Here is a 21826-nt window from a genome sequence, read left to right as displayed (position 1 = left end):
AGACGAATGGTCGAACACACCCGGACCTTGGACTTCAAAATCGCCTTCGCTATCGGTCTCGGGACGATGATTGCCGCGGGCATCTTCTCGCTGTCTGGCACCGCCGTGGCGGCCATCGGGTCCAGCGCCGTCGTCGCGTTCGTCATCGCCGCGGTCATCGCCAGCGTGACGGCGGCGGCGTACTCCGAGTTCGCTTCCATCTACTCCGAGAACGGCGGCGGCTACCTCTTCTGTTCGCGGACCTTCGAGGACCGCGACCTGCTGACCTACGGTATCGGGATGTCGCTGTTTCTGGGCTACACCGGCACGACGGCGTTCTATCTGGCGACGATGGACGAGTGGTTCTTCGAGTTCGTCCTGCCCGAGTCGCTACACGTCCTCCCGCACGGGACGACGGGCGTCCTCGCCGCCGTCCTGCTGGGCGTGCTAAACGCCCGCGGGACCGAGGAGAGCGGCGGGTTCCAGCTCATCGTCACCGGCGCGAAAGTCGCGGTGCTGTTCGCGTTCATCGCCGGCGCGTTCGCGTTCCGCGGGCCGTCGACGGCGGTCACCGAGTTCGCGACGAACTTCGGGGGCGGCCCGCTCGACATCCTCACCATCTCGGCACTCGCGTTCATCACGTTCTTCGGCTTCTCGGCCATCGCGGCCAGCGCCGGCGAGATTATCGAACCCCAGCAGACCGTCCCGCGAGCCATCGCGGCGAGCATGGTGACGGTGACGATACTGTACGCGCTGGTCATCGTCGCCATGGTGAACTCCCCGGTGCCACCGGAGGTCATCGCCGAACAGGGCGAGACGGCGATGGGGGAGGTCGCCGCCGGGTTCCTCGGCCCCATCGGTCGGTCGCTCATCGTCGCCGGCGCCATCTTCTCGATGGTGTCGGCGTCGAACGCCTCGATACTGGCGGCCAGTTCCATCGGGTCGCTGATGGGGCGACAGGGGCAGGCCCCCCGGCGGTTCTCCCGCATCCACCGCGAGTACGGCACGCCGTTCTGGAGCGTCATGACGGCGACGGCCACCATCGTCGCGCTCATCGTCCTGTTCATCGCCGTCTTCCCGGCGGAGGGCGGTCTCGGGTCGCTCCTTGGACTCCAACTCGGCCTGACGGCACTGACCGGGTTCGCGACGCTGAACCTCCTCCTCCCGCTGGCGGTCGTCAACATCGCCCTCATCTACTCCCGGCGGAAGTTCCCGGACGTCGAGCGCGGGTTCAGTGTCCCGGGCGTCCCCGTCGTTCCCGTCGTCGGCGTGCTGGCGAACGTCGGACTCATCTACAACCTCCCGCCGAAGGGCGTGGTGACCGGCCTCGTCCTGACCGCCGGCCTCGTCGTCGCGTACCTCGTCTGGGGCGGCACCCCGGTGGAAGAGGACCTCCTGCGGGAGGTCGTTCCGGAGTCGACCGCCGCGGCGGGTGAGGACCAGTCCAGGGGTCGCTATCGCGTCCTCATCCCCATCGCCAGACCGGACCGGGCGTTACGCTACGCGCGCCTCGGCGAAGCGCTCGCAGCGGTTTCAGACGAGGACCCACTCCTCCACATCCTCAACGTCACGCAAGTACCCGACCAGACGCCGTGGGAGACGGTACAGGACACCGCACAGGCCCGTACCGAGCGCATCCAGGAAGAACTCGACGACACCGGCCTCGACGTCGACTACACCGTCGAGGGACACACCTGTCGCGACGTGGCCTTCGACATCGTCCAGACCGCCCGTGACGACGAGGCCAACCTCGTCCTGATGGGCTACCCCGAACGCCACCGGGACGTCACCGAGACGGTCGAGCGCGAGGCGCCGTGTGACGTGTTCTTCGCCGACAAGACGGTCACCGCGGAGGACCTCGACGTCGTCAACATCGGCGCCGGCGGCGGCCCGCACCATCAGGCCCTGCTCCCACTCGTGAACAAACTGGGACAGAGGGGCAGCGAACTCCACCTCGTCAACGTCTCCTCGGGGGACCGCGGCACCGACGAGACCTCCGGGACGACGCTGGACGCGCTGGAGGGCGTCGAGACGACACAGGTCCACAACGTCACCGCCGAGTCCGTCGCCGCGGGCCTCGTCGAGACGGCGGCCGACAACGGGGGCGTCCTCATCCTCGGCGCCTCGCGCGACCGCTGGCTCAGACAGGCGCTGTTCGGCAGCACGCCCGACGAAGTGGTCACACTGGCCGAGGAGATGGACGTTCCCGTGTTGGTGTACGCCAGCGAGACGGGCGTCTCCGACCGGATGAGCGAACGGCTGTTCCCGGTCGTGCGCTACCTCAGAAAGCGGTTCCCGCGGCGGCGGTCGAGCCACGGCGGCACCCCCGAACGGAGCTAGTGTCGCTCGTTCTTATCGGTGAATCTCGACGGACTCGAGGAGAAGCTCGCTCGTCGGCGCGTCGTTTACGTCCGTGTCGGCGTCACCGATCTCCTCGACGACGTCCATGCCGTCGACGACGTCGCCGAAGACGGCGTGTTTGCCGTCCAGATGTGGCTGTGCGCCCAGCGTGATGAAGAACTGCGAGCCGTTGGTGTTCGGACCGCGGTTGGCCATGCTGAGGACGCCCGGGCCGTCGTGTGAGAGGTCGTCGTGGAACTCGTCGTCGAACGTGTAGCCGGGGCCGCCGCGGCCGGTGCCGGTCGGGTCGCCCATCTGAATCATGAAGTCGTCGATGACCCGATGAATCTCGATGTCCGTATAGAGCGGGTCGATGCGCTTCTCGCCGGACTCGGGGTCCTCCCAGGCGCCGGTGCCGGGGCCGACCTCGGTCCCGTCGTAGTCGTCGGCGCCCTCCGCCAACCCGACGAAGTTCTCGACGGTGTTGGGTACCTTCTCGTCGTACAGTTCGACTTCGATGTCGCCCGCTGTCGTGTGGAGCGTCGCTGTCAGGTCGCTCATACCCGGCCGGACGGATGCATGAGTCAAAAGCCTGCCCACTACGGCGCGGCACTCACAGATGGGTCGAGACCTGCTGGCCGCTTACCACCTCCGGGATGACGACTTCGTCGGCCCCCGCGCGGAGTGCGATGGACTCGTGCATGCTGTCGCCGGCACGGACGACGATATCGACGCCCGGGGCGAGCTGGCAGCCGGTGATGGTTATCTGGATGTTCGTATCGGCGTCGTCGATGGCGCCGACGACTGTCTCCGCACGGTCGATGCCGGCGGCTTCTAACACCTCCTCGCGGCGTGCGTCGCCGGTGAGGGCCAGATAGCCGTCGTCGATGGCTCTGTCGTACTGGGTCTCCTGTCGCTCGATGACGACCACGTCCCGGTCCTCGTCGAGGCCGGCACAGACGGTCTTTCCGAACGTGCCGTAGCCACAGACGACGACGTGGTCGTCCAGTTCGTCGATACTGCGTTCTATCTGCATCTGTCGTAGTTCCGCTTGAATCCTGCCGCCGAACGTCGCCGAGACGAGCGTCTCTCCGATCCAGAGGCCGGCGACGACGAGTCCGGACAACACCACGATGGCGTACGCCTTCACGAGCGTCGCGGGGCCCTCGTGGGTCTGGAAGTGGAGTTCGATGCTGGTGGGGTCTAACAGCCAGAACAGCGCGTCGACGACGCCGACGCCCCCGAGGGTGCTGAACCCGAGGACGCCCGCGACGACGACGGTAGCGAACCCGCCGACGGGCCGGAGCATCCGCCGCAACAGCGGCCGGTCGACGAACGCGCCGAGGGGAAGTCTCGCCCCGCTCATCCAGCCCCAGTCGGCGCAGCGACGGTGCCGTCCCGGTGGACGGGGGGCGCGATGACGACGACCCGAACCACTCTGGCATTCGCCCCCCCTGTCGTCCCGCCGACCGACCGTCCGCTGCTCCGAACGTGCTGTTCATCGAATGGCCAACTTCTGGTCTGTTCGTTCACAAACGACACACAGTAGTGGTCGATAGTAACGATATTTACGCGTTCTCATTAAACACTTCAAACACTATCAGGTACTCCATCCGATCTAGTCCCTGCGGCGTCACTCCCTAGATGGGCCAGCAACTCCTCGGTCACTCGGTCGGGCGCGTCGAACTGCACCCAGTGGCTCGCGTCCGGAAGCCGTTCGACGCGGAGGTCCGACACCCACTCCTCTAGCCCCTCGCTGAGACGCACGTCGAGCGCGTCGTCCTGTTCGCCCCAGACGAGCAGCGTCGGCACCCGAACGGGCTGGTCGCCGACGCCGCCTCGTGTCAGTGTCCGTCTGGCGTTTCGGCGGAACAGCGCCCGGTAGTAGTTCAGCGCCGCCGTCCGCGCGCCGGGTTGTGCCAGCGCGGTCTTGTACCGCCGGATGTCCGTCCGGGTGAACGCGTCGGGATGGACCGTGCCTTCACCGAGGGCGTGGTCCAGCAGCGCGTAGTCGTCCCACGCGAGACTGCACTCCGGGAGCCACGGCAGCTGGACGTACAACGCGTACCACGACTTCCGCAGTTGGGCCGGCGAGCGGCGGAGCAGTCGCTCGTAGGCGGTCGGATGCGGCGCGTTCAGCACGCCGAGACGGTCGACCACGCCCGGCCGGTCGATTGCCGTCTGCCACGCGACGACGCCGCCCCAGTCGTGGCCGACGACGTGGGCGGACTCGCGGCCGAACGCTCGAACGAGGCCGACCACGTCGCTGACGAGTTCGTCGATGTCGTAGGCGGCGACGCCGCCGGGCTTCTCGGAGTGGTTGTACCCTCGCATGTCCGGCGCGACGACGCGGTAGCCCGCCGCTGCCAGCGCCGGAATCTGGTGGCGCCACGCGTACCAGAACTCCGGGAAGCCGTGCAGGAGGACGACCAACTCGCCGTCTGCCGGCCCGGCGATGACCGCGTGCAACTCGACGCCGTTCGTCTCGACGGTGGTGTGAGACCAGACGTCGCCGTCGGCGGGGACCGTCCACTCGGGATCCGAGTGGGCGCCTGTCGAGGGCATCGGTGGGTGTTCGGCCCGCGCGAGAAAATGGGTTCCGGCGGGATGGCCGCCTCAGCGAGTGAGTGGCCCGCGCTCGACCCGCGTCCGGTGCCGATTTCCGATTCGCGGACGTGAGAGTGGCTCCCGGACGAAAAACGTCGCGGCGACTCAGAACTCGCGCAGAGCGTCGAGTTTCGCCGCCGCACTGCCGTCGGCGATGGCCTCGCGGGCCTGCTCTAGTCCGTCCTCGATGCTGTCGGCGTCCTCGCGGGCGTAGATGCGCAGAGCGGCGTTCAGGGCGACGGCGTCGGCGAAGCCGTCCTCGCGCGCACCGGTGAGTACCGCTTCGGTGATGGTCGCCGAGTCTCCGGCAACGTCTTCGACCTGTAGATCCTCGCCCGTGACGTCCATCCCGTACTCGCCGGTGCGAATCTCGAAGTCGGCGATGTCCTCGTCGTCGCTGTCCTCACTGACGGGCCACTCGGCGACGACAGTCTCGCCGGGGCGCACGTCGTCGTACCCCTCCATCCCCTGGAAGAACAGCGCACGCTCGACGGTGCTGGACTGGGCGTTTTTCAGGGTGCGAACCATCTTCTTCGCGAAGGGAAGGTGGTAGAAACTCCCGAGGTGGACGCTCGCGCCGGCGGGGTTCGCCAGCGTCTCGACGGTGTTGACGAACGTTCGCACACCCATGTTGTCGCGGCGCTCGAACAGTGCGTCGATGCCGGGGTTGAACTCTGGCTGGTAGTAGTAGCCGAAACCGACCTCGTCGACCATGTCGGCGCTCTCTTCGGGGGCGAGTTCCGTGCGGACGCCCAGTTCGTCCAGGACGTGCTTGTAGGCGTCCTGTTTCTGTGTCGGCACCCGGTCGCCCGAGTGGACGACGACGGGCGTGCCCGCGGCGGCGGCGACGAGGCCGGCCGCGACGCCGAAGATGGCCGACCGGCCCTTCCCGTCGTAGTTGGCCCCGCAGTCGACGGGGTCGGCGTCGGGTTCGGCCGTGACGACCGACTCCTCGGCCATGACGTCGACGTACGCGCCCAGTTCCTCGGGCGTGTTGCGCTTCCAGCGGTTGGCCAGCCAGAACGCGCCGAGCGTCGTGTGGTCCGGTTCGCCGTCGAGGATGCGCTGGAACGCCTCCGTGGCCTGCTCGCGGGTCATGTCGTCGGCGGACTTGTGACCGGAGCCGACGACCTCGGTCATCAGCCGTTTGAGTGGCCATTCGCCGTACTCACGGGTCGCTTGTGCCATGCGAACCAGTTCGGGACCGAGTTTGAAAGCCCCTGTGTTTCGTTCCTAACTTGCGGGAATTCGGGACGCTCCCGAAAGTGATACACCCGTTCACGCCTAATTCTGGACAATGAGCCTCCGGTCGGGTGACTGGCGCGAGCGTATCGACGACGTGGACGCCGCTCTCATCGACGAGTTCCAGAGCGACTTTCCCGTCTGCGAGCGCCCCTTCGAGGCGGTGGGTGAGCGACTGGGCGTCTCCGAGTCCGAGGCCCTCGAACGGGTGCAACGACTCCGCGAGGGCGGTATCTTTCGGCGGTTCGGCCCCGTGTTGAACCCGCCGGTCATCGGGTCGTCGACGCTAGCGGCCGTGGCCGCCCCCGAAGACCGCTTCGAGGAGGTCGCCGAGGTGATCAACGAGTACCGGCAGGTGAACCACAACTACGCCAGAGACCACGAGTGGAACATGTGGTTCGTCGTCACCGCCGGGTCCCGCGAGAAACGCGACGAGATTCTCGACGACATCGAGGTCAGGACCGGGTGTGACGTCCTCGTCCTACCGATGCTGACCGACTACTACATCGACCTCGAATTCCCGGTCGTCAACGGGGACCGGTTCGCGAGAGAGAGCATCGAGGGCACCGACGCGAGCGCCACGCGCATCAGCGAGGACGCCACCGCGGATTTCTCGGCGCTCGACCGGCGAGTGCTGCTGGAGATTCAGGAGGGGTTCCCGCTGACGGCCACGCCGTATCGAGACGTGGCCGACGCCGTCGACGCCGACGTCGACGACGTTCTCGTCGCTATCGAACGGTTGCGGGAGGACGGCTGTATCAAACGCATCGGCTGTGTGGTCAACCACATCACGACCGGGTTCGACAACAACTGCATGGTCGTCTGGGACGTCCCCGACGAGCGACTGGACGAACTCGGGCAGCGAGTCGGCGAACTGCCCTACGTCACGCTCTGCTATCACCGCCCGCGCCGGCCCGACCAGGACTGGCCGTACGACCTCTTTACGATGATTCACGGCCGCGACGGCGACGCCGTCGACGAGAAGATAGACGAGTTGTCCGGCGAGTACCTTCCCTTCGACCACGACCGACTGTACTCGACGGAGACGCTGAAACAGACGGGCGCGCGGTACGACGACATCGTGGGCGAGTAGCCACGACGGTCAGTTGGCGTTCTAACCATTCCCGGAACCCTTTTGCCGCTATTCACATCTAGTAGTTTGTGAACAAATGACGCCCTGTGGTGAGGGAAGCGTTCTCGTCGTGGACGACGAGATCGACGTCGCGGACGCGTACGCGAGCCAGCTACGCGAACGGTACGACGTCGAGACGGCCTACAGCGGCGAAGCGGCGCTGTCGATGCTGGACTCGTCGATAGACGTGGTCTTACTCGACCGGCGGATGCCGGGCATCTCCGGCGACGAAGTCCTCGAAACCATCCGCGAACGGGGACTGTCGGCTCGGGTGGCGATGGTGACGGCCGTCGACCCGGGATTCGACATCATCGAGATGCCGTTCGACGACTACGTCGAAAAACCCGTCTCTCGGGACACGTTGTTCAGCACTATCGAACGGCTCCAGCGGTGTTCGGCCTATCAGGACCAGTTGCGTGAGTACTACGCACTGACGGCGAAACAAGCCGCGCTAACCGCACGGAAGTCCGAGGCGGAACTGGCGGCGAGCGAGGAGTTCCACTCGCTCGAAGCGGCCATCGAGGCGGCCGAGTCGTCACTACACGACATCGTCGCCGGGTTCGAGGAGACGGACTACGAACGCGTGTTCGCGGATTTCGCCGACCCGGTGAACGCGGGCCAGACGGACTGACTGGGCGAGCGCGACGATTAGGGGTTCCGAAAACACTAACCGAGCCTCTCCCTAAGACGGGCCAATGAGTCAGCAACTCCCGGACGTGCAGGCGTCGAGTCCGGACGTGACAGTCGGTCTCAACCGCGTCGGTGTGACGGGTGTCGACAAACTCGTCAAACTGGGGCGACGAGACCGCGATCCCATCGTTCTCATGGCGGAGTTCGAAGTGTTCGTCGACCTCCCGTCGTGGCGGAAGGGTGCGGATATGTCCCGCAACATGGAGGTCATCGACGAGACGCTCGAGACGGCCGTCTCCGAGGAGGCCTACCGCGTCGAAGACGTCTGCGGTGACGCCGCCGAACTGCTGCTGGAGAAACACGACTACACCACGAAGGCAGAGGTCCGGATGGAGGCGGAGTACGTCACCCACGAGACGACCCCCGAGAGCGACGTGGCCACGCAATCGACGGCCGACATCATCGCCTCGGCGACGGCCACGGAAGACGGTACCAGCGAGGAGATCGGCGCTCGCGTCACCGGGATGACGGTGTGTCCCTGCTCACAGGGGATGTCGGCCTCGCGCGCCCGCCAGACGCTCCGGAACCTGCAGGTCGAGGACGAGGTCATCGACGACTTCTTACAGAAGATGCCACAGGCCGGCCACTCACAGCGCGGCCACGCCACGCTCACCGTCCAGAGCGACGGCGCGCCGGAGGTCGACCTCAACGAACTCATCGAGGTCGCTCGCGACTCCATGAGTGCCCGAATCTACAACCTCGCGAAACGTCCCGACGAGGACCACATGACCTACGAGGCCCACAAAGACGCGAAGTTCGTCGAGGACTGCGTGCGTGCGATGGCCGAGGGCGTGGTCGAGGAGTTCCCGGACCTGCCGGACGACGCCATCGTCACGATGAAGCAGTCAAACGACGAGTCCATCCACCAGCACAACGCCCACGCCGAACGGGTCGCCGAACTCGGGAACCTCCGGACCGAACTCGGCGAGTAACAGGCGCTTCGGGCAGTCAGGGGGGGTTGATAGTCGTCGCTTCTCGCCAGTGTTCGTCGAACGCCTTGCTGATGTCGGTCGTGAACTCCGGGTCCTTGAGGTCGATGACGCCGAACGTCTCCTCGCGGCCGAGCGGATGTGGCACCTCGATGCACACCTCCGTGTCGTCGATGAGTTCGAACGTCGTCGTGATGTTCGGCGTCGCCCGAGCGCTGTAGTTCTCGTAGGGTGAGAGGCGTTCGTAGTACTCGCGGTTGGCCTCGCGAGGCAAACTCTCGAAGAGGTCGGGCCGCACCAACAGCGACACCTCGACCCCTCGTTCGAGGGCGGCCACCAGTTCGTCGACGATGCGTTCGGTCGCTTCGATGATGTCGACCTGTCTGGCCGGCGAGGACCCCACCATGACGATGCGGGAGTCGGCGGCGGCCAACCGTTCCAGCAGCAAGTCCAGCGTCTCCTCCGGGCCGACGGCGGCCGTCCAGAACGGTTCGTCGACCGGGTCGGCCGTCTCCAGTTGGTCCGAGAGGTCGTCGACGATGTCCTCGTACTGCTGGGCCTTCGCTTCGAGGTCCTGTTTCTTGTCGTCTAACAACCGGTCCAAGGCCGTGTCGGGTTCGACGGCGACGTACTTCTTCGGCCGACTCGCCGTCTGGCTCCGAACCAGATTGTAGGTCTCAAGACTGTTGAGCACGTCGTAGATACGCCCCATCGGAACGTCACTAGCCCGTGACAACTCTTTGGCCGTGGTCGGCCCGGTTTCAAGCAACGACCGGTACGCTCGCGCCTCGTACTCAGAGAGCCCCAAGTCTCTCAGACTCGCCATATCCCTCTCTATCGGCCCACCACTAAAAACTCATCGCAGGTTTACCGTTTCTTCAAGTTTCTCACCGTTCTCTCGTGCCCGCTGGTTCGCTTTCGGGCCGCTCACTCCGTTCGAGCCCCCGTCTCCGCTCCACGGCTCCCGATAGTCACCGTTCCGCCGCGGGCCGCGATTCGCGCGCCCCGCGCTACTCTGTCAACGCCGCTTCGAGTTCCGCAGGCGTCTCGCCTTCCGCCGTCACCGTCTCACCCTCGTACCGCCGAGCGACGCCGTCGCCCTCGGGGTCGGGGACGATCGTCGTCTCGTGGTCGGCCAGTCGGAGCGCCGCCCGGTGGAGGTCCGTCCCGGCCTCGGTGCCCACCCGTAAGGTTTGTGGGTCCCGCAGTCGGGCCGCGACGCTGGCGTACCCGGCCACCTCGACGCCCATGCGCTCTGCGGCGCCAGCGAAGGACTCGACGGCCTCGGTTGCGACGGTCCGGTAGCGCTCTTCGCCGGTGAGCGCCGCCAAATCGACCAGCGCGTCGGCGAGTTCGACGGTGGCGTCCAGCGGGTGAAGCGAGCGCCCGCAGAGCCCCGCACCCGTGTCGGGGCCGTCCCGAAACGCGCCGCTGTCCTGCTGTCGGTGCCCGATGGTCCAGTCGGCGACGGCCTCGGCGGGGCCGCTCTCGCCAAGTACCTGCCAGCTCGTCGTCAACCCTTGCAGGAACTGGGCCTGATCCAGCAGGAGGCCCGTGTCGCTCTCGTCGGCGGCGTAGTGGGCCACCTCGCCGTCGTCGACGAGCGTCTCGCAGACGTGGTCGCGGGCCCGCACCGCGAACCGGCGCGCTCGCTCGTCGTCCGTGTACGCGTACACCCACAGGAGGGCGTCTATCGCGAGGCCGTTCCGGTCGGCCAACACCGTCTCGTCGACGTAGGGTGCTTCCCGGTCCTCGCGCTCGGTCGCGCCGAGGCGGTAGTAGTCGTCGTCGCCCGCCTGACTGCCGGCGAACGCGTCGCCCGTCCAGAGGTCCGTCGAGAGGTACTCGACGGTCCGCTGGGCGGCGTTCCGGTAGGATTCGGTGCCGGTGTAGCGGTAGCCGTGGGCGAACGCCCGCACGAGCGCCGCGTTCTCGTCCAGTAGCTTCTCCCGGCGGGGGTTCGACCAGTCCCGCCCCGTCGCGTAGCGGAAGAACCCGCCGTCGTAGGTGTCGAACAGGTGGGTCTGGATGGCTTCGAGCGTACGCGTCGCCTGATCGCGAGCGCGCACCAGCGCGAACTCGACGGTCCGGGGCAGCGGGAACTTCACGTCGGAGCCCCACCCGCCGAACTCGTCGTCGAAGGCACCGAGTAACTGCTCTATCATGTGTTCCTCGATGCGGGCGCGCAACTCGCCGGCCGGCGGCGCTTCGTCCCGTAACTGCCGCGGAATCGACCCGGCGGCGGTACCCTCGGCGTCCCACGACTCGCGCACGCTGTCGAGGATGCCGCGGAACCCGTCCGGCCCGAGGAACGTCGCGCCGCTGATGACCTCGCCCTCCGGGGTGAGAAAGACGGTGGAGGGGAACCCGCCCATCGTGTAGCGCTCCCGGACTCTGGGGTTCCGGTCGGCGTCGACCCGCACCGGGACGAACCCGTCGTTTACGTTGGCCGCGATGCGCGGTTCGCCGAAGGTGCCCCGGTCCATCGCCCGGCACTCCGCGCTCCACGGTACGGTCAGCGACAGCAGTACCGGCTTGCCGCTGTCGGTGGCACGTTCGAACGCCTCCGGCCCCCACTCGCGCCACTCGACTTTCGTGTCCGCCGCGAACTCGTCCATAGTGGTGGTCGGTGGTGGGCGTACAAATGGGCTGTCACTCCGGCATCGCCGGTTGGCTGTCCGAGACAGCCACCACTCACCCATCCCCTGTGTCTTTCCGACCCCGAGTCCAACGCAACGACAGACCGATTTGTCGGACGGCCCTACGTCGAACCATGCCCACTCAGCAGGCCGAGACCGAGTATCAGGAACCGGTCACACCGGGCCAGCGGCCGCCCCGAATCGGTCGCGTCCCGCTCGTCGAGAACACGCTCTCGATGATCCGTGACCCGCTGGGCTTCTACGCCGAGGCCGACAGCGTCGACGCCGACGTGGTGCGGTTCAACGTCGCCGGGACGACGGGCTACTTCGTCACCCACCCGACCCTCGTAGAGCAGGTGCTGGTCACCGACGAGGCGGATTTCGAGAAGGGGCGACTCCTCCGGGACACGCTCGGCGAGTTCATCGGCGAAGGGCTGTTCCTGCTGGAAGGCGAGGAGTGGCAACAGCAACGTACGGCCCTCCAACCGGCGTTCTACCGGGAGCGCATCGCTACCTACGGCGAGACGATGACCGACTTCGCGCTGGCGACGGCCGACGACTGGCGTGACGGCGAGCGCGTCGACCTGCTGCCGGCGATGCGGTCGTACACGCTCCGGGTGCTCGGGAAGACGCTGCTGGACGTGGACATCGAACGCACCGCCGAGTCGCTCGAACCGCTCCTGTCGGCACTCCGCCACCGCGTCGACCCGGCGAACCTCTCGGCGTACCTCCCGCTGTGGGTGCCGACGCCGAACAACCGCCGAGTCCGACGGACGCGGGCGGCCTTCGAGGCGACGTTGGACGACATCATCGCCGAACGCCAGACTGAGGCCGCCGCCGAGCGCGAGGCCCGCGACGACGTCCTCTCCTTGCTGCTCTCGCTCGACGAGGAGACGATGGACCGCGAGCGACTGGGCCACCAACTCTTGACGTTCCTCGTCGCCGGCCACGACACGACGGCGCTGACGCTCACCTACGCGTGGTTCCTGCTCGCGACCCACCCCGACGCCCAGCGTGAACTCCACGAGGAACTCGCCGCGACGCTCGATGGGGCGGACCCGACGCCGGCGGACCTCTTCGAGTTGCCGTTTCTGGACCGGGTGCTGACCGAGACGCTGCGGCTCTACCCGCCGGCGTTCACCACGTTCCGCCAGCCCACCCGTCCGGTGACGCTGGGCGGCTACGACATCGAGCAGGACGCCCAGTTGACCATCCCGCAGTGGCTCGTCCACCGGGACGAGCGGTGGTACGACGCCCCCGACGCGTTCCGTCCCGAGCGCTGGACCGACGAGTTCGAGGCCCAGCTACCGGACTACGCCTACTACCCCTTCGGCGGCGGCCCCCGCCACTGCATCGGGATGCGCTTTGCCCGGATAGAAGCGAAACTCGCGCTCGCAGCCATCGCCCAGCGCTTTCGCTTCGAGGCCGTCACCGAACCGCCGCTGGAACTGGGGATGCGCATCACGCTCTCGCCGACCGACCCCGTCGCGGTTCGGGTCCACGAGCGCGAGTGAGTAGCCGGGCGGCCGTTCTCCGCCGTCGCTCAGCACCGGCGAAGCGATGCATCTCCGCGCGGCTTCACGGGTCACTCCGTTCCCCGTGTCGCTTCGAGGAATCGAGATTCCTCGCCACCTCTCGAAAGGCGTTTGGGGCCTGACCTGCAAGCGAGGGTATGCTCCGGGTCATCGGGCTGCTGTTGCTCATCCCGCTGTTCGACGCCGTCCTCTTGGTAGCGCTGGCCACGGGTGTCATCTACCCGATTCGGCCACTCGTCGTCGTCGCGCTCGTCGTCCTCACCGCGCTCGTCGGGATGTTGCTCGTCCGCGCCGAGGGCCGGGCGACGCTCCAGTCTATCCAGCGGAAACTGGCGACGGGCGAGGTGCCGACGAACGAACTCGTCGACGGCGGCCTGCTCATCGCCGCCGGCGCGTTCTTCCTCACGCCCGGCCTCGTCACCGACGCCGTCGGCCTCTTGCTCGCGATTCCGGTCACGCGCTACCCCATCCGCGCGGCCGTCCGTCGCTGGGTCATCGAGCCCTACATCGACGCCAAGACCGGCGGCTTCGCCAGCGGGCAGGTGTACGTCGGCGGCTTCCCGAACGAAGACGGTCAGGGCCCAGCGACGGGCGCTGGCGGCCCCACCGGCGGCGGTTCGGCGGGCAGTTCCGGCTTCGACCCCGACGACGCCACCGACGTCGACTTCGAAGACAGTGAGAACTGACTCCGTGTTGCGGTTTCTCACGCAACGCGCCCTCGAAACGTTACCCTTTTCTATACCCCTCGGATACACCAAGATGCGCTCACCTGGGCCAATAGCTCAATCAGGTTGAGCGCTCGGCTGATAACCGGGAGGCTCTCGGTTCAAATCCGAGTTGGCCCACTCCCACTCCGGGTGGCTTCCAGCTATCCGGAATCTGGGGGCAAAACTCCCCAGCCATATCATTTCAACCCTTTCAGAAGAGACCTATAGGGGTCGCTCTGCACAATTCGTACGGGTTCCGTGCGGACCCCGAAGCCGACCGCCGAGTAGCGCTGGCCAGTCCACGACGCGGTGGGGTCACAGTCCCAGCGAACCGAGTCTCGAAATCGCACACACACAGATCGATGGGGGTGTGTGCAAAACGGCTCGTCTTAACGGCCAGTAGACGACGCCGGTTTACTCGACAGACACCCGAGATAGCGGTTTACTTCGAGGAGAAAGTACGATGAACAGCCGGGGTATCGGCGGCGAAAACGGCGCGTTTAGACAGGTGGTAAGTCGGGTGTTTCACGTGAAGGGTCACAGGTGTCTAAGAGGGCGCGACGACACCTACGTCTATGAGCGAGGAGACGAATCACACCCGGAGGAGAGCCCTCCAATCAATCTGTAGCGTCGCCATCGTCGGTCTCGCTGGCTGTACGTCTGGCTCCTCGGAGTCGGCACAGCAGCCGGCCCAGACCGCGACGGAGACCTCGAGCAACACCGCCACGCCGGAACGCACGGCTACCGAAGCGCCCGAATCGGCCCAGTTCGTCGAGAACCCGGAGGAGATTCACCCGGCACTGGTCGAGGCGACGTCAGTCCCTTCGGACGAAGTCCTGATCGGCTTTCGCCTCGAGGACTCGTCGCTTCCGTTCACGACCGAGGTGTATCACGCCCCGGACGACGCCGAGATCCAGGCCACGAAGACTTACGACACACAGGAGCTATCTCAGGTGGGACTGGTACCCGACCCACCACGGGCCCTCGACACCGTCGAGACCGACCGGGAGGACGTCCACTACGGGACGACGACCATCGGTGAGCCACTGACGGTTACCCTCGTCGCGCGCCACGACGGCGACACCTTCGACTGGAGCGCCTGGTCGCGCACCGGCTACCCGCACGACGGCCACGACGAGGCGAACCCCGCGCTGAAAGTCGATTGTTACTGCGGCGGTATGATCTACACCGCCCCGGGTGGTGGTACGTGGGCACGGGTGATTCAGGTGACGCCGACCGAGCGCGTCGACCCCGGTACGACTATCGCGCTCAACTGGACTTCGAGCCGGGCCTGAACCTACCAGCCGGAGACGCGTAGGAACACGCCCGTTGTATGCAACAGCGCAGCGTGGTCCGTGTCCCGCTATCGACGCCACGTTCTTTCACCCGTGCCGGGAAGTCCCATTCAACCGCTTCTCAGTGATGTAGATGCAGCAAGCGAGGCATTGATTGTGGGGGCGGTTGAGAGAAGACGTAGCCCTATCACGGTTCGTCGGCGAGGCGGCGCAGTCACTCGCCGTCGTCGGCCGTCGCGATCGACCACGACCGACTGGTCACTGTCCGTATAGCTAGCTGACACCGTCTGAAGTCGATCTGAACTGTCATAAGTTATTTACACGCATGCGAAGATTGCTATCATGACATGATAGAAGACAGCATCAAGTACCAGACGCAGGGTGACAGTTGGCTAAAGCGGATTCTCATCGGTGGGTTGTTACTTTTCCCGGGAGTCTTCCTCATCATCCCGCTGTTCACGTTCAACGGCTACATGCTCGAAGTGATGCGCAGGGTCATGGGCGGCGACACGCTGAACCCGCCGGAGTGGGGTGACGCCGACCTCGCTGACCTGACAGTCGACGGCCTCAAACACGCGGTCATCGTGCTGGCGTACACGCTGGTCGTCCTTCTCGTCGCTGGCATTCCGTTCTTCGGGCTGGTTCTGGCCGGTGTAGGAGCGGACGTCGGTGGGTTGTCGGTTCTGGGCTTCCTCATCGGTGGCCTCGTATACCTCGTCGGCGCACTGGCGCTTGCAGTGGTCCTCCCAGTCGCGACGGGTAACTTCGTCCGGGTCGACAGCATCTCGGCCGCGTTCGACCTCGACGTCCTGCGAACGCTCGTCACCAACGGGACGATGCTGAAGGCCGTCGTCTTTGGCTTCGTGGTCAACGTCCTCATGCAGGTGGTCAGTAGCATCCTCGGCATCACCGTCGTCGGTTACCTCGCGGTGCCGTTCCTCGTGTTCGCCGGGCAATCGGCCATCTTCTACATCTGGGCCGAAGGGTTCAGCGACGCCTACGAAGCGGAGTACGGCGAACCGCCGCTCGCGGGTGTGGGTGGTACGACCACGCCGACGGCCGCGACCGACGAGACGTGGGGCACGGACACCGACACGACCGTCGAGGACGGCGGGTTCGACGACGACGACCGTACCGACGACCGGTTCTGAGTGGCCTCGGAGACCGGATTCGGCGGGGATACCGGCCGTAGCGGGCCTGAAAAACCCGCCAAATCTGGGGTGTGTGGTTTTCGGTCCCCCGATGGTTCGTTTCGACACCGTGGCAGAGTACTGGTTCACCTGCCCCGAGTGCGGGGCGCACGTGGCCGTCGACGACGGGGCTCGCGACCGCCTCCTCTCGGCAGGGTGTGCCGTCTGTGGCGTCCCCGTGGGACCGGCGGCGTTCACCGAGTCGAACACGTTCGGCACAAGCGCCTGACCGACACGACCCGACAGTCAGTGTATGCCCTCGGAGCGATCGAACGTGCGCGAACTCGACGTCCGGGACGTCGACGGAGAGCCGTTCTCACACATCATGGACGCCCTGTCGGACCTCGGGACCGGCCAGACGCTACGACTCGTCAACAGCTTCGAACCAGTCCCGCTGTACGGCGTGTTAGAGGAGCGGGGGTACACGCACGACAGCGAACGGGTCGCCGACGACGAGTGGCACGTCTACGTCGAACCGGCGTGAGATGAGCGCCCGGCGGGTCACCCGGTGGAGTCGGGCGTTCGTCGCCGCCGGTGTCGCGTTTTTCCTCGCGACGCACCTCGCGATAGCGGCCGGCCTCGGCCGCCGGTCCGTCGTCACGGTGGGGCTGTACGGGTTCGTGTTCCACGTCCTCTTCGGGAAGGCCTACGCGTTGGTCCCGTCTTTTTTCGACCGGGAGCTTCAGACGGCGACGCCGCTCCCGGTCCACGCTGCGCTGTCGGTGAGCGGGACCATCGCGCTGGCGCTGGACAGCGTCGGCGTCACCGGCCGGTCGTGGCTCGGCTCCGCCGGTGGCGTCCTGTGGGCACTCGGCGTTGCCGTCTTCCTCGGTACGCTCTCGTGGTCCGTCAGAGACAACCTCTCCGGGGCGGCCACGGGCACCGGCGGTGCGAACGCCGACCGCAGACTCGTCGACCGGCGGGCGAACGCCGTGGTCCCGGTCGCGTGTAGCTACCTCGCCGTCGTAGCGCTGGTCCGACTCCTCGGTCCGGTCGGCTGGCCGGCGCTCACCACGCCACAGGTCTCACACTTGCTCGCGGCGGGAACAGCGGCGTTGCTTGTGTTCGGGGTCGGATTCCGTCTGTTTCCCCGGTTTCTCGGCACACACCCGCCGCAGCGATCGGTCCCGGTCGTCCTCGTCTCGGGTGCGGTCGCGCCGGTGGCACTCACAGTCGGCCTGTTCGATCGCCGACTCCTGGTTCTCGGCGGCGTCGTCGAAGCGGTCGCAGTCGTGGGTTTCGCGGTCACTTATCTCGTCCTGTTCCGCCGCTCGGAGCGCCACAGAGTTGGGCTGTGGGCCGTCGCGTTCGCCGTGCTGGCCGGCGTCGGCGGCGTCGCGCTCGGTCTCACAATCGCGCTCGTCGGTCGTGACCCGGCGCTGGTGACCGCCCACTACCGGACGATGCTGCTGGGGTTTCTGGGGTTGACCGTGGTGGGCGCGACGTTCCAGTTCTATCCGCCCTCGGTCGGACGGTGGCCGCTGGCGTCCGACCGGACGGCGCGGGCCGCGGTGGCGCTGCTCGCGGCTGGGCTTCTCGGACAGGGACTCGGGCTTCTCGTCGACGTCTCCCCGGTCGAGACGCTCGGGCAGGGCGTGGGGGTCGTCGGCGCGGGGCTGTACGCGTGGCTGGTGGCGGCTGCCTTCCGGAGCCGGACCACCTGACTCACACGTCGAGGATGGTGTCGAGCAGTTTCGTCTGGGCCGCCGCGAGGTGTTCGGCGAACGTCGAGACGGAGATGTCCAGTTCCTCGGCCACCTCGCTGGCGTTGGCGCCTTTCGGGTACCGGAAGTACCCCATCTCGATAGCCGTCTCCAGCACCTCACGCTGGCGGTCGGTGAGACGGCTCCGGTCGACGAGCACCGAATCCGTGGGGTTCGTCTCCCCGTCGCGACGCAGCGACCGAAGCGAGACGTCGCCGTAGAGCTCTTTCAGCCGCGTGACGATAGCGCGGATGCGGTCGACGTCCGGCGCGTGGAAGGTGAGTCGCAACTGCCCGCTCTCGGCGCGGATGTCCGCGACGGGGCAGGCGAACTCCTCGACTGTCTCACAGACACAGCCCGTTCGCTCGCGCTCGAACTGATAGCGAGCGCCGCCGCCGCCGGCGAACACCTCCGCTATGTCGCCCCGCGACTCGATGGCCTGTGCGCCGCCGTCGGCGGTGAACTCTTCGACGACCTGTCCCTCGTCGTCGTCCAGCGGTGCGCTGCGCGCCACGTCGGTCACTGTCGTGCCGGCCTCCTCGGAGACGGCGGCGACCGGGCACGCGCCCGGCGAGTCCACGGACAGTTCGACCCTGATGCCCGAGTCGGTCATACGCGTATGTCACCACTCCCGGGATAAAACGGGGTGCCAGCGTTCCCAGCGTGTGAAAAACCCCCTCAATCGGCTGGGTGCTGGTCGGGTATCGACCCCTCGAAGCCGTCCGGTTCGTAGGTACAGAGCGGGTCGGCCGCGAGCGGGTCGCCGGTCGTCGCGTAGGCCCGCGAGCGACTGCCGCCACAGACGCCGCGGAACTCACAGGCCCCGCACTTCCCGGTGAGGGCGTCGTCGTCGCGCAAGCGTCGGAACAGCGTCGAGTCCCGGTACACGTCGACGACGCTCTCCTCGCGGACGTTGCCCGCCGACTCGGGGAGGAACCCGGAGGGGTACACCTCGCCGGTGTGGCTGACGAACGCGAACCCCTTGCCGGCGCGGACGCCGGTCCGTCGGCGAACGCCCTCGTCGTCCTCGCCGTTCTGGAGACCGACCCGTCGGTAGTGGGGGGCCTCGGTGGTCTTGACGCCGAACGGCGCCTCGTCGCTCACCTCGTGGAGCCACTCCATCACGCGCTCGGCCCGGTCGGGGTCGACGGGCGTCAACACCCGGCCGCGGCCGACTGGGACGAGGAAGAAGACGGACCACAGCACCGCCCCGAGGTCCGCCACCAACTCGCGGATGGCCGGCAATTGCTCGACCGTCTCGGCACAGACGGTGGTGTTGACCTGTAGGGGAATGTCCAACTCGCGGGCCGTCTCGGCGGCGTCCATCGTCGCCGCGAAACTGCCCGATTCCCCGCGGAACCGGTCGTGGGCCGCCTCGCTCCCGCCGTCGATAGAGAGCGCCATCCGCCGGAGGCCGGCCTCGTCCAGTTCGGCCAGTCGCTCGCGGGTCAGCGAGTGGGTCCCGCTGGGGGTCAGCGTCATCCGCAGGCCTCGGTCGGTGCCGTAGTCGACCAGTTCCGCCACGTCGTCGCGGGCCAGCGGGTCTCCCCCAGAGAGGACGACCAGTTGGCCCTCGCCGAACTCGCGGGCCTCGTCCAGCAGGGCCTTCCCCTCGGCCGTCGTGAGTTCGTCGGGATGTCGCCGTTGCTGGGCGTCGGCCCGGCAGTGCTTGCAGGCCAGTTCGCAGGCCTGCGTCAGTTCCCAGATGAGCACCAGCGGTCGCTCCTCGAAGTCCATCTCGCCGAACATCACTCGCTCACCCGTGCGCGGACGACGTAGCCGCCACAGCCACACTGGTCGACGTAGGTCAGATCGACCCGCTCGCCGAACCGCTCCCGGAGGGGGTCGTAGAGGTACGTTTCCGGATGTCCGTGGGCCTCGTGGGTCACCAGATTGACGTGGTTGCCGACGGTGGTCTTCTCGACGGCCTCGCGGGCCTGTGCGACGACTAACTCGCGGTCCTCGGCGTGTTCGGGGCCTTCGAGATTCGCCGACCACGAGTTGTCGTGAATCTCGTCGGTCACCGACGGCGTGTCGTCGTGGGCGTGGCTCATACGGGCGAGTTCGGGCCCGCGACCGCTGTGTCCTGTCCCGAAGACGTTCGGGTCTTTAGGTGACCTGTGCCTCCACCCAGTCGAACTGGCTGTTCAGTTCCTTCCGGCGCTGGCGCTCGACGACGGTGCTGTCGAGTACCGGCCCGATGACCGCGAGGTCCAAGGCGGTGTACTCGGTGGTCGCGGTGACCTCCGTCCCCCCGTCGACGGGCGTGACGTAGTACTCGGTGCGCATCGACTCGAAGACGCCCTCACGTTGCTCGTAGGCCAGCACCGCGTCCTCGACGTCGACGATTTCGAGGTCGAGTGCTATCTCGAAGAGGCCGACCCGGTTGCGCATTTCGATGGTGTCGCCCTCGACGGTCACCCCGTCGACGCCCGTCGCCGTCATGAACGGGCCGATGTCGGCCATCGCGGCCCGCACCGTCTCCTCGTCGGCGTCGACGACGCGGGTCAGCGAGACGCGTTCCATACCGGATGGCGACCGGCGAGCGAGATAAGCGTTCGGTGACCCCGAACTGGTTCGGGTCGCCTTTCTCGTGGCTGCCGTCAGTAGGGTCGGACATGTGCCGACGGTTCATCCGACGGGCCAACCGGGCGGTACTGCGGGCGATAGAGACGCCGCCGGACTCGGGCGTCGAAGACCGTCTCGACGAGGTCGCAGCGAGGCTCTGGTACCTCGCGGAGGCGCACCCGGAACCGCCGGACCCCGGACAGGTCTCCCGGCTCCGGGCGACGCTCACGGACCTCGAAGAACGGGTCGCAGACCACCGAGCGGCGAGACTCGCCGACGCGCGGCACTGTCTGGCGGCCTACGGGCGTCACCTCGACCCGGTCTGAGGCCCGCTTCGACGCTGTCCCGACCGCTCCGGGGCCGCTGTCCGTGGGTTCGGCCCCGCCGGCCCGCTACCGGCGACTGCCACCGAACTCCAGTATCCGAGTGTGGACGCACCGAGCGAGAGCAGGACCGGGTCGACCATCCCCAACACCTGAGGCCGTGGGATTCGTTCGCACCACTCGACTTGTAAGACGACGGTACGTTCTTCCGTGCCGAGGTGCATGTTCGAACATGTTCGGGATAACTGGCCCCGCCGTTCGGGCGAATATATTCGGATAGACAGATGCCTCGCGCAGAACTCACGCTCACGATACCGGACGACATCTGGATCGGCGACGTCTCGCGGACCAACGCGGACGCGACGTTCCGTATCCTCGCGGCGCTTCCCGGCGAGGAGTCGGGCGTCGGCCTCGCGGAGGTGACCGCCGAGGACCTGCCGGCGGTGCTTCGGGACGTCGAGTCCCGTGAGGCCGTCCTCACGATGGAGATACTCTCCCACCGCGACGAGACGGCGCTGATACAGTTCGAGACGTCGACGCCGCTGCTCCTCTTCCCGGTGCAGGGCTCTGGGATTCCGCTGGAGATGCCCTTCACGCTTCAGGACGGCAAAGCCGTCTGGGAGATTACGGCGCCACAGGACCGCCTCTCCGAACTGGGCGAGCAACTCTCGGACTTTGGCATCCCGTTCAGCGTCGAACGCGTCCAACAACACGTCGAGTCCGAGCAGTTGCTCACCGAGAGCCAACTGGAACTGCTGGAAGCGGCCGTCGAGGAGGGGTACTACGACACGCCCCGGAACTGCTCGCTGACGGAACTGGCCGAGTCCGTCGGCATCGCCAAATCCACGTGCAGCGAGACGCTCCACCGCGCCGAGGAGAAGGTGGTCAAACAGTTCGTCGACGACCTGCGGTAGGCGCGGCAAGTCGAAGCGTGTAAGAATCCCCTC

General features: G+C 66.8%; 23 protein-coding genes and 1 tRNA gene. 14 read left to right on the top strand and 10 right to left on the bottom strand.

Features of this window, described 5'->3' with window-relative positions; translation table 11 throughout:
* The first annotated feature begins 6 nt into the window (after window positions 1–6).
* Window positions 7–2319 carry an amino acid permease gene (locus NDI85_RS11385; RefSeq protein ID WP_310915817.1) on the top strand — a complete coding sequence of 771 codons (2313 nt, stop codon included), beginning with the start codon at window positions 7–9 and terminating at the stop codon, window positions 2317–2319.
* A 12-nt stretch (window positions 2320–2331) separates the two neighbouring features.
* Here NDI85_RS11385 and NDI85_RS11380 read toward each other — a convergent pair whose 3' ends face one another.
* From NDI85_RS11380 to NDI85_RS11365, 4 genes are all read right to left on the bottom strand, one after another.
* Window positions 2332–2880: a peptidylprolyl isomerase gene (locus tag NDI85_RS11380; RefSeq protein ID WP_188996457.1), complete on the bottom strand. Its 549-nt coding sequence runs from the start codon at window positions 2878–2880 to the stop codon at window positions 2332–2334.
* Window positions 2881–2932: 52 nt separating this feature from the next.
* On the bottom strand, window positions 2933–3685 hold the full coding sequence (locus tag NDI85_RS11375) for an NAD-binding protein (RefSeq protein WP_310915816.1): 753 nt from the start codon (window positions 3683–3685) through the stop codon (window positions 2933–2935).
* A 224-nt stretch (window positions 3686–3909) separates the two neighbouring features.
* Window positions 3910–4884: an alpha/beta fold hydrolase gene (locus NDI85_RS11370; RefSeq protein ID WP_310915815.1), complete on the bottom strand. Its 975-nt coding sequence runs from the start codon at window positions 4882–4884 to the stop codon at window positions 3910–3912.
* 147 nt (window positions 4885–5031) lie between these two features.
* The gene (locus tag NDI85_RS11365; protein WP_310915814.1) at window positions 5032–6114 is read right to left on the bottom strand and encodes an anthranilate phosphoribosyltransferase; all 1083 of its coding nucleotides are present in this window, start codon (window positions 6112–6114) and stop codon (window positions 5032–5034) included.
* A gap of 109 nt (window positions 6115–6223) precedes the next feature.
* Between NDI85_RS11365 and NDI85_RS11360 the strand changes: the two genes are divergently transcribed.
* The 3 genes from NDI85_RS11360 (at window position 6224) to mptA (ending at window position 8922) form a co-directional block, all read left to right on the top strand.
* A complete protein-coding gene (locus NDI85_RS11360; protein WP_188996465.1) occupies window positions 6224–7261 on the top strand; it encodes an AsnC family transcriptional regulator in 1038 nt (345 codons plus the stop codon).
* A gap of 76 nt (window positions 7262–7337) precedes the next feature.
* Entirely contained in the window at window positions 7338–7931 is a 594-nt protein-coding gene (locus NDI85_RS11355; RefSeq protein ID WP_188996467.1) for a response regulator transcription factor, read from the top strand.
* 64 nt (window positions 7932–7995) lie between these two features.
* Window positions 7996–8922, top strand: coding sequence for a GTP cyclohydrolase MptA (gene mptA / locus NDI85_RS11350; RefSeq protein ID WP_188996469.1), 927 nt, complete (start codon window positions 7996–7998; stop codon window positions 8920–8922).
* A 16-nt stretch (window positions 8923–8938) separates the two neighbouring features.
* Here mptA and NDI85_RS11345 read toward each other — a convergent pair whose 3' ends face one another.
* Together NDI85_RS11345 and NDI85_RS11340 are read right to left on the bottom strand one after the other, a co-directional pair.
* Entirely contained in the window at window positions 8939–9745 is an 807-nt protein-coding gene (locus tag NDI85_RS11345) for a TrmB family transcriptional regulator (protein ID WP_188996471.1), read from the bottom strand.
* A 184-nt stretch (window positions 9746–9929) separates the two neighbouring features.
* Window positions 9930–11537: a DUF255 domain-containing protein gene (locus NDI85_RS11340; RefSeq protein ID WP_310915813.1), complete on the bottom strand. Its 1608-nt coding sequence runs from the start codon at window positions 11535–11537 to the stop codon at window positions 9930–9932.
* A gap of 155 nt (window positions 11538–11692) precedes the next feature.
* Between NDI85_RS11340 and NDI85_RS11335 the strand changes: the two genes are divergently transcribed.
* The 8 genes from NDI85_RS11335 to NDI85_RS11300 all read left to right on the top strand — a co-directional run bounded on the left by NDI85_RS11335 (window position 11693) and on the right by NDI85_RS11300 (window position 17949).
* Window positions 11693–13072: a cytochrome P450 gene (locus tag NDI85_RS11335; RefSeq protein WP_310915812.1), complete on the top strand. Its 1380-nt coding sequence runs from the start codon at window positions 11693–11695 to the stop codon at window positions 13070–13072.
* Between the two features lie 158 nt (window positions 13073–13230).
* On the top strand, window positions 13231–13779 hold the full coding sequence (locus NDI85_RS11330; RefSeq protein WP_188996477.1) for an FxsA family protein: 549 nt from the start codon (window positions 13231–13233) through the stop codon (window positions 13777–13779).
* A gap of 85 nt (window positions 13780–13864) precedes the next feature.
* Window positions 13865–13938: transfer RNA gene (locus NDI85_RS11325), tRNA-Ile, on the top strand.
* Between the two features lie 437 nt (window positions 13939–14375).
* Complete coding sequence (locus NDI85_RS11320; RefSeq protein WP_188996521.1) at window positions 14376–15095, top strand: hypothetical protein; 720 nt, start codon at window positions 14376–14378, stop codon at window positions 15093–15095.
* A 347-nt stretch (window positions 15096–15442) separates the two neighbouring features.
* A complete protein-coding gene (locus NDI85_RS11315; protein ID WP_188996523.1) occupies window positions 15443–16246 on the top strand; it encodes a DUF4013 domain-containing protein in 804 nt (267 codons plus the stop codon).
* A 91-nt stretch (window positions 16247–16337) separates the two neighbouring features.
* Window positions 16338–16514: a hypothetical protein gene (locus NDI85_RS11310; protein ID WP_220639394.1), complete on the top strand. Its 177-nt coding sequence runs from the start codon at window positions 16338–16340 to the stop codon at window positions 16512–16514.
* A gap of 24 nt (window positions 16515–16538) precedes the next feature.
* The gene (locus tag NDI85_RS11305; RefSeq protein ID WP_310915811.1) at window positions 16539–16769 is read left to right on the top strand and encodes a DUF2249 domain-containing protein; all 231 of its coding nucleotides are present in this window, start codon (window positions 16539–16541) and stop codon (window positions 16767–16769) included.
* Between the two features lies 1 nt (window position 16770).
* The gene (locus NDI85_RS11300) at window positions 16771–17949 is read left to right on the top strand and encodes a hypothetical protein (RefSeq protein WP_310915810.1); all 1179 of its coding nucleotides are present in this window, start codon (window positions 16771–16773) and stop codon (window positions 17947–17949) included.
* A gap of 1 nt (window position 17950) precedes the next feature.
* Here the strand turns inward: NDI85_RS11300 and NDI85_RS11295 are convergent, their stop codons facing one another.
* The 4 genes from NDI85_RS11295 to NDI85_RS11280 form a co-directional block, all read right to left on the bottom strand.
* Window positions 17951–18601: a helix-turn-helix domain-containing protein gene (locus NDI85_RS11295; RefSeq protein ID WP_188996531.1), complete on the bottom strand. Its 651-nt coding sequence runs from the start codon at window positions 18599–18601 to the stop codon at window positions 17951–17953.
* A gap of 65 nt (window positions 18602–18666) precedes the next feature.
* On the bottom strand, window positions 18667–19737 hold the full coding sequence (locus NDI85_RS11290) for a radical SAM/SPASM domain-containing protein (protein ID WP_188996533.1): 1071 nt from the start codon (window positions 19735–19737) through the stop codon (window positions 18667–18669).
* Entirely contained in the window at window positions 19737–20042 is a 306-nt protein-coding gene (locus tag NDI85_RS11285; protein ID WP_188996535.1) for a CGCGG family rSAM-modified RiPP protein, read from the bottom strand. Before NDI85_RS11285 ends, NDI85_RS11290 begins: the two co-directional genes overlap by 1 nt.
* Window positions 20043–20097: 55 nt before the next feature.
* Window positions 20098–20514, bottom strand: coding sequence for an SRPBCC family protein (locus tag NDI85_RS11280; protein WP_188996537.1), 417 nt, complete (start codon window positions 20512–20514; stop codon window positions 20098–20100).
* Window positions 20515–20606: 92 nt separating this feature from the next.
* Here NDI85_RS11280 and NDI85_RS11275 point away from each other — a divergent pair, with 92 nt between their 5' ends.
* Both NDI85_RS11275 and NDI85_RS11270 read left to right on the top strand, forming a co-directional pair.
* Complete coding sequence (locus NDI85_RS11275; RefSeq protein WP_188996540.1) at window positions 20607–20882, top strand: hypothetical protein; 276 nt, start codon at window positions 20607–20609, stop codon at window positions 20880–20882.
* A 281-nt stretch (window positions 20883–21163) separates the two neighbouring features.
* Entirely contained in the window at window positions 21164–21793 is a 630-nt protein-coding gene (locus tag NDI85_RS11270; RefSeq protein WP_188996542.1) for a helix-turn-helix domain-containing protein, read from the top strand.
* The last annotated feature ends 33 nt before the right edge of the window (window positions 21794–21826 follow it).

The sequence above is a fragment of the Haloarcula sp. S1AR25-4 genome (assembly GCF_031624555.1).
GTDB classification, from domain to species: Archaea; Halobacteriota; Halobacteria; order Halobacteriales; family Haloarculaceae; genus Haloarcula; species Haloarcula pellucida.
Note: the sequence above shows the minus strand (reverse complement) of the source record. Positions and strands in the feature narration are given on the sequence as shown.

Excerpts from the sequence above, each read along its gene's own strand:
- NDI85_RS11385 (WP_310915817.1), top strand. The coding sequence starts at position 7 with ATGGTCGAACACACCCGGACCTTGGACTTCAAAATCGCCTTCGCTATC.
- NDI85_RS11380 (WP_188996457.1), bottom strand. The coding sequence starts at position 2,880 with ATGAGCGACCTGACAGCGACGCTCCACACGACAGCGGGCGACATCGAA.
- NDI85_RS11375 (WP_310915816.1), bottom strand. The coding sequence starts at position 3,685 with ATGAGCGGGGCGAGACTTCCCCTCGGCGCGTTCGTCGACCGGCCGCTG.
- NDI85_RS11370 (WP_310915815.1), bottom strand. The coding sequence starts at position 4,884 with ATGCCCTCGACAGGCGCCCACTCGGATCCCGAGTGGACGGTCCCCGCC.
- NDI85_RS11365 (WP_310915814.1), bottom strand. The coding sequence starts at position 6,114 with ATGGCACAAGCGACCCGTGAGTACGGCGAATGGCCACTCAAACGGCTG.
- NDI85_RS11360 (WP_188996465.1), top strand. The coding sequence starts at position 6,224 with ATGAGCCTCCGGTCGGGTGACTGGCGCGAGCGTATCGACGACGTGGAC.
- NDI85_RS11355 (WP_188996467.1), top strand. The coding sequence starts at position 7,338 with ATGACGCCCTGTGGTGAGGGAAGCGTTCTCGTCGTGGACGACGAGATC.
- mptA (WP_188996469.1), top strand. The coding sequence starts at position 7,996 with ATGAGTCAGCAACTCCCGGACGTGCAGGCGTCGAGTCCGGACGTGACA.
- NDI85_RS11345 (WP_188996471.1), bottom strand. The coding sequence starts at position 9,745 with ATGGCGAGTCTGAGAGACTTGGGGCTCTCTGAGTACGAGGCGCGAGCG.
- NDI85_RS11340 (WP_310915813.1), bottom strand. The coding sequence starts at position 11,537 with ATGGACGAGTTCGCGGCGGACACGAAAGTCGAGTGGCGCGAGTGGGGG.
- NDI85_RS11335 (WP_310915812.1), top strand. The coding sequence starts at position 11,693 with ATGCCCACTCAGCAGGCCGAGACCGAGTATCAGGAACCGGTCACACCG.
- NDI85_RS11330 (WP_188996477.1), top strand. The coding sequence starts at position 13,231 with ATGCTCCGGGTCATCGGGCTGCTGTTGCTCATCCCGCTGTTCGACGCC.
- NDI85_RS11320 (WP_188996521.1), top strand. The coding sequence starts at position 14,376 with ATGAGCGAGGAGACGAATCACACCCGGAGGAGAGCCCTCCAATCAATC.
- NDI85_RS11315 (WP_188996523.1), top strand. The coding sequence starts at position 15,443 with ATGATAGAAGACAGCATCAAGTACCAGACGCAGGGTGACAGTTGGCTA.
- NDI85_RS11310 (WP_220639394.1), top strand. The coding sequence starts at position 16,338 with ATGGTTCGTTTCGACACCGTGGCAGAGTACTGGTTCACCTGCCCCGAG.
- NDI85_RS11305 (WP_310915811.1), top strand. The coding sequence starts at position 16,539 with ATGCCCTCGGAGCGATCGAACGTGCGCGAACTCGACGTCCGGGACGTC.
- NDI85_RS11300 (WP_310915810.1), top strand. The coding sequence starts at position 16,771 with ATGAGCGCCCGGCGGGTCACCCGGTGGAGTCGGGCGTTCGTCGCCGCC.
- NDI85_RS11295 (WP_188996531.1), bottom strand. The coding sequence starts at position 18,601 with ATGACCGACTCGGGCATCAGGGTCGAACTGTCCGTGGACTCGCCGGGC.
- NDI85_RS11290 (WP_188996533.1), bottom strand. The coding sequence starts at position 19,737 with ATGTTCGGCGAGATGGACTTCGAGGAGCGACCGCTGGTGCTCATCTGG.
- NDI85_RS11285 (WP_188996535.1), bottom strand. The coding sequence starts at position 20,042 with ATGAGCCACGCCCACGACGACACGCCGTCGGTGACCGACGAGATTCAC.
- NDI85_RS11280 (WP_188996537.1), bottom strand. The coding sequence starts at position 20,514 with ATGGAACGCGTCTCGCTGACCCGCGTCGTCGACGCCGACGAGGAGACG.
- NDI85_RS11275 (WP_188996540.1), top strand. The coding sequence starts at position 20,607 with ATGTGCCGACGGTTCATCCGACGGGCCAACCGGGCGGTACTGCGGGCG.
- NDI85_RS11270 (WP_188996542.1), top strand. The coding sequence starts at position 21,164 with ATGCCTCGCGCAGAACTCACGCTCACGATACCGGACGACATCTGGATC.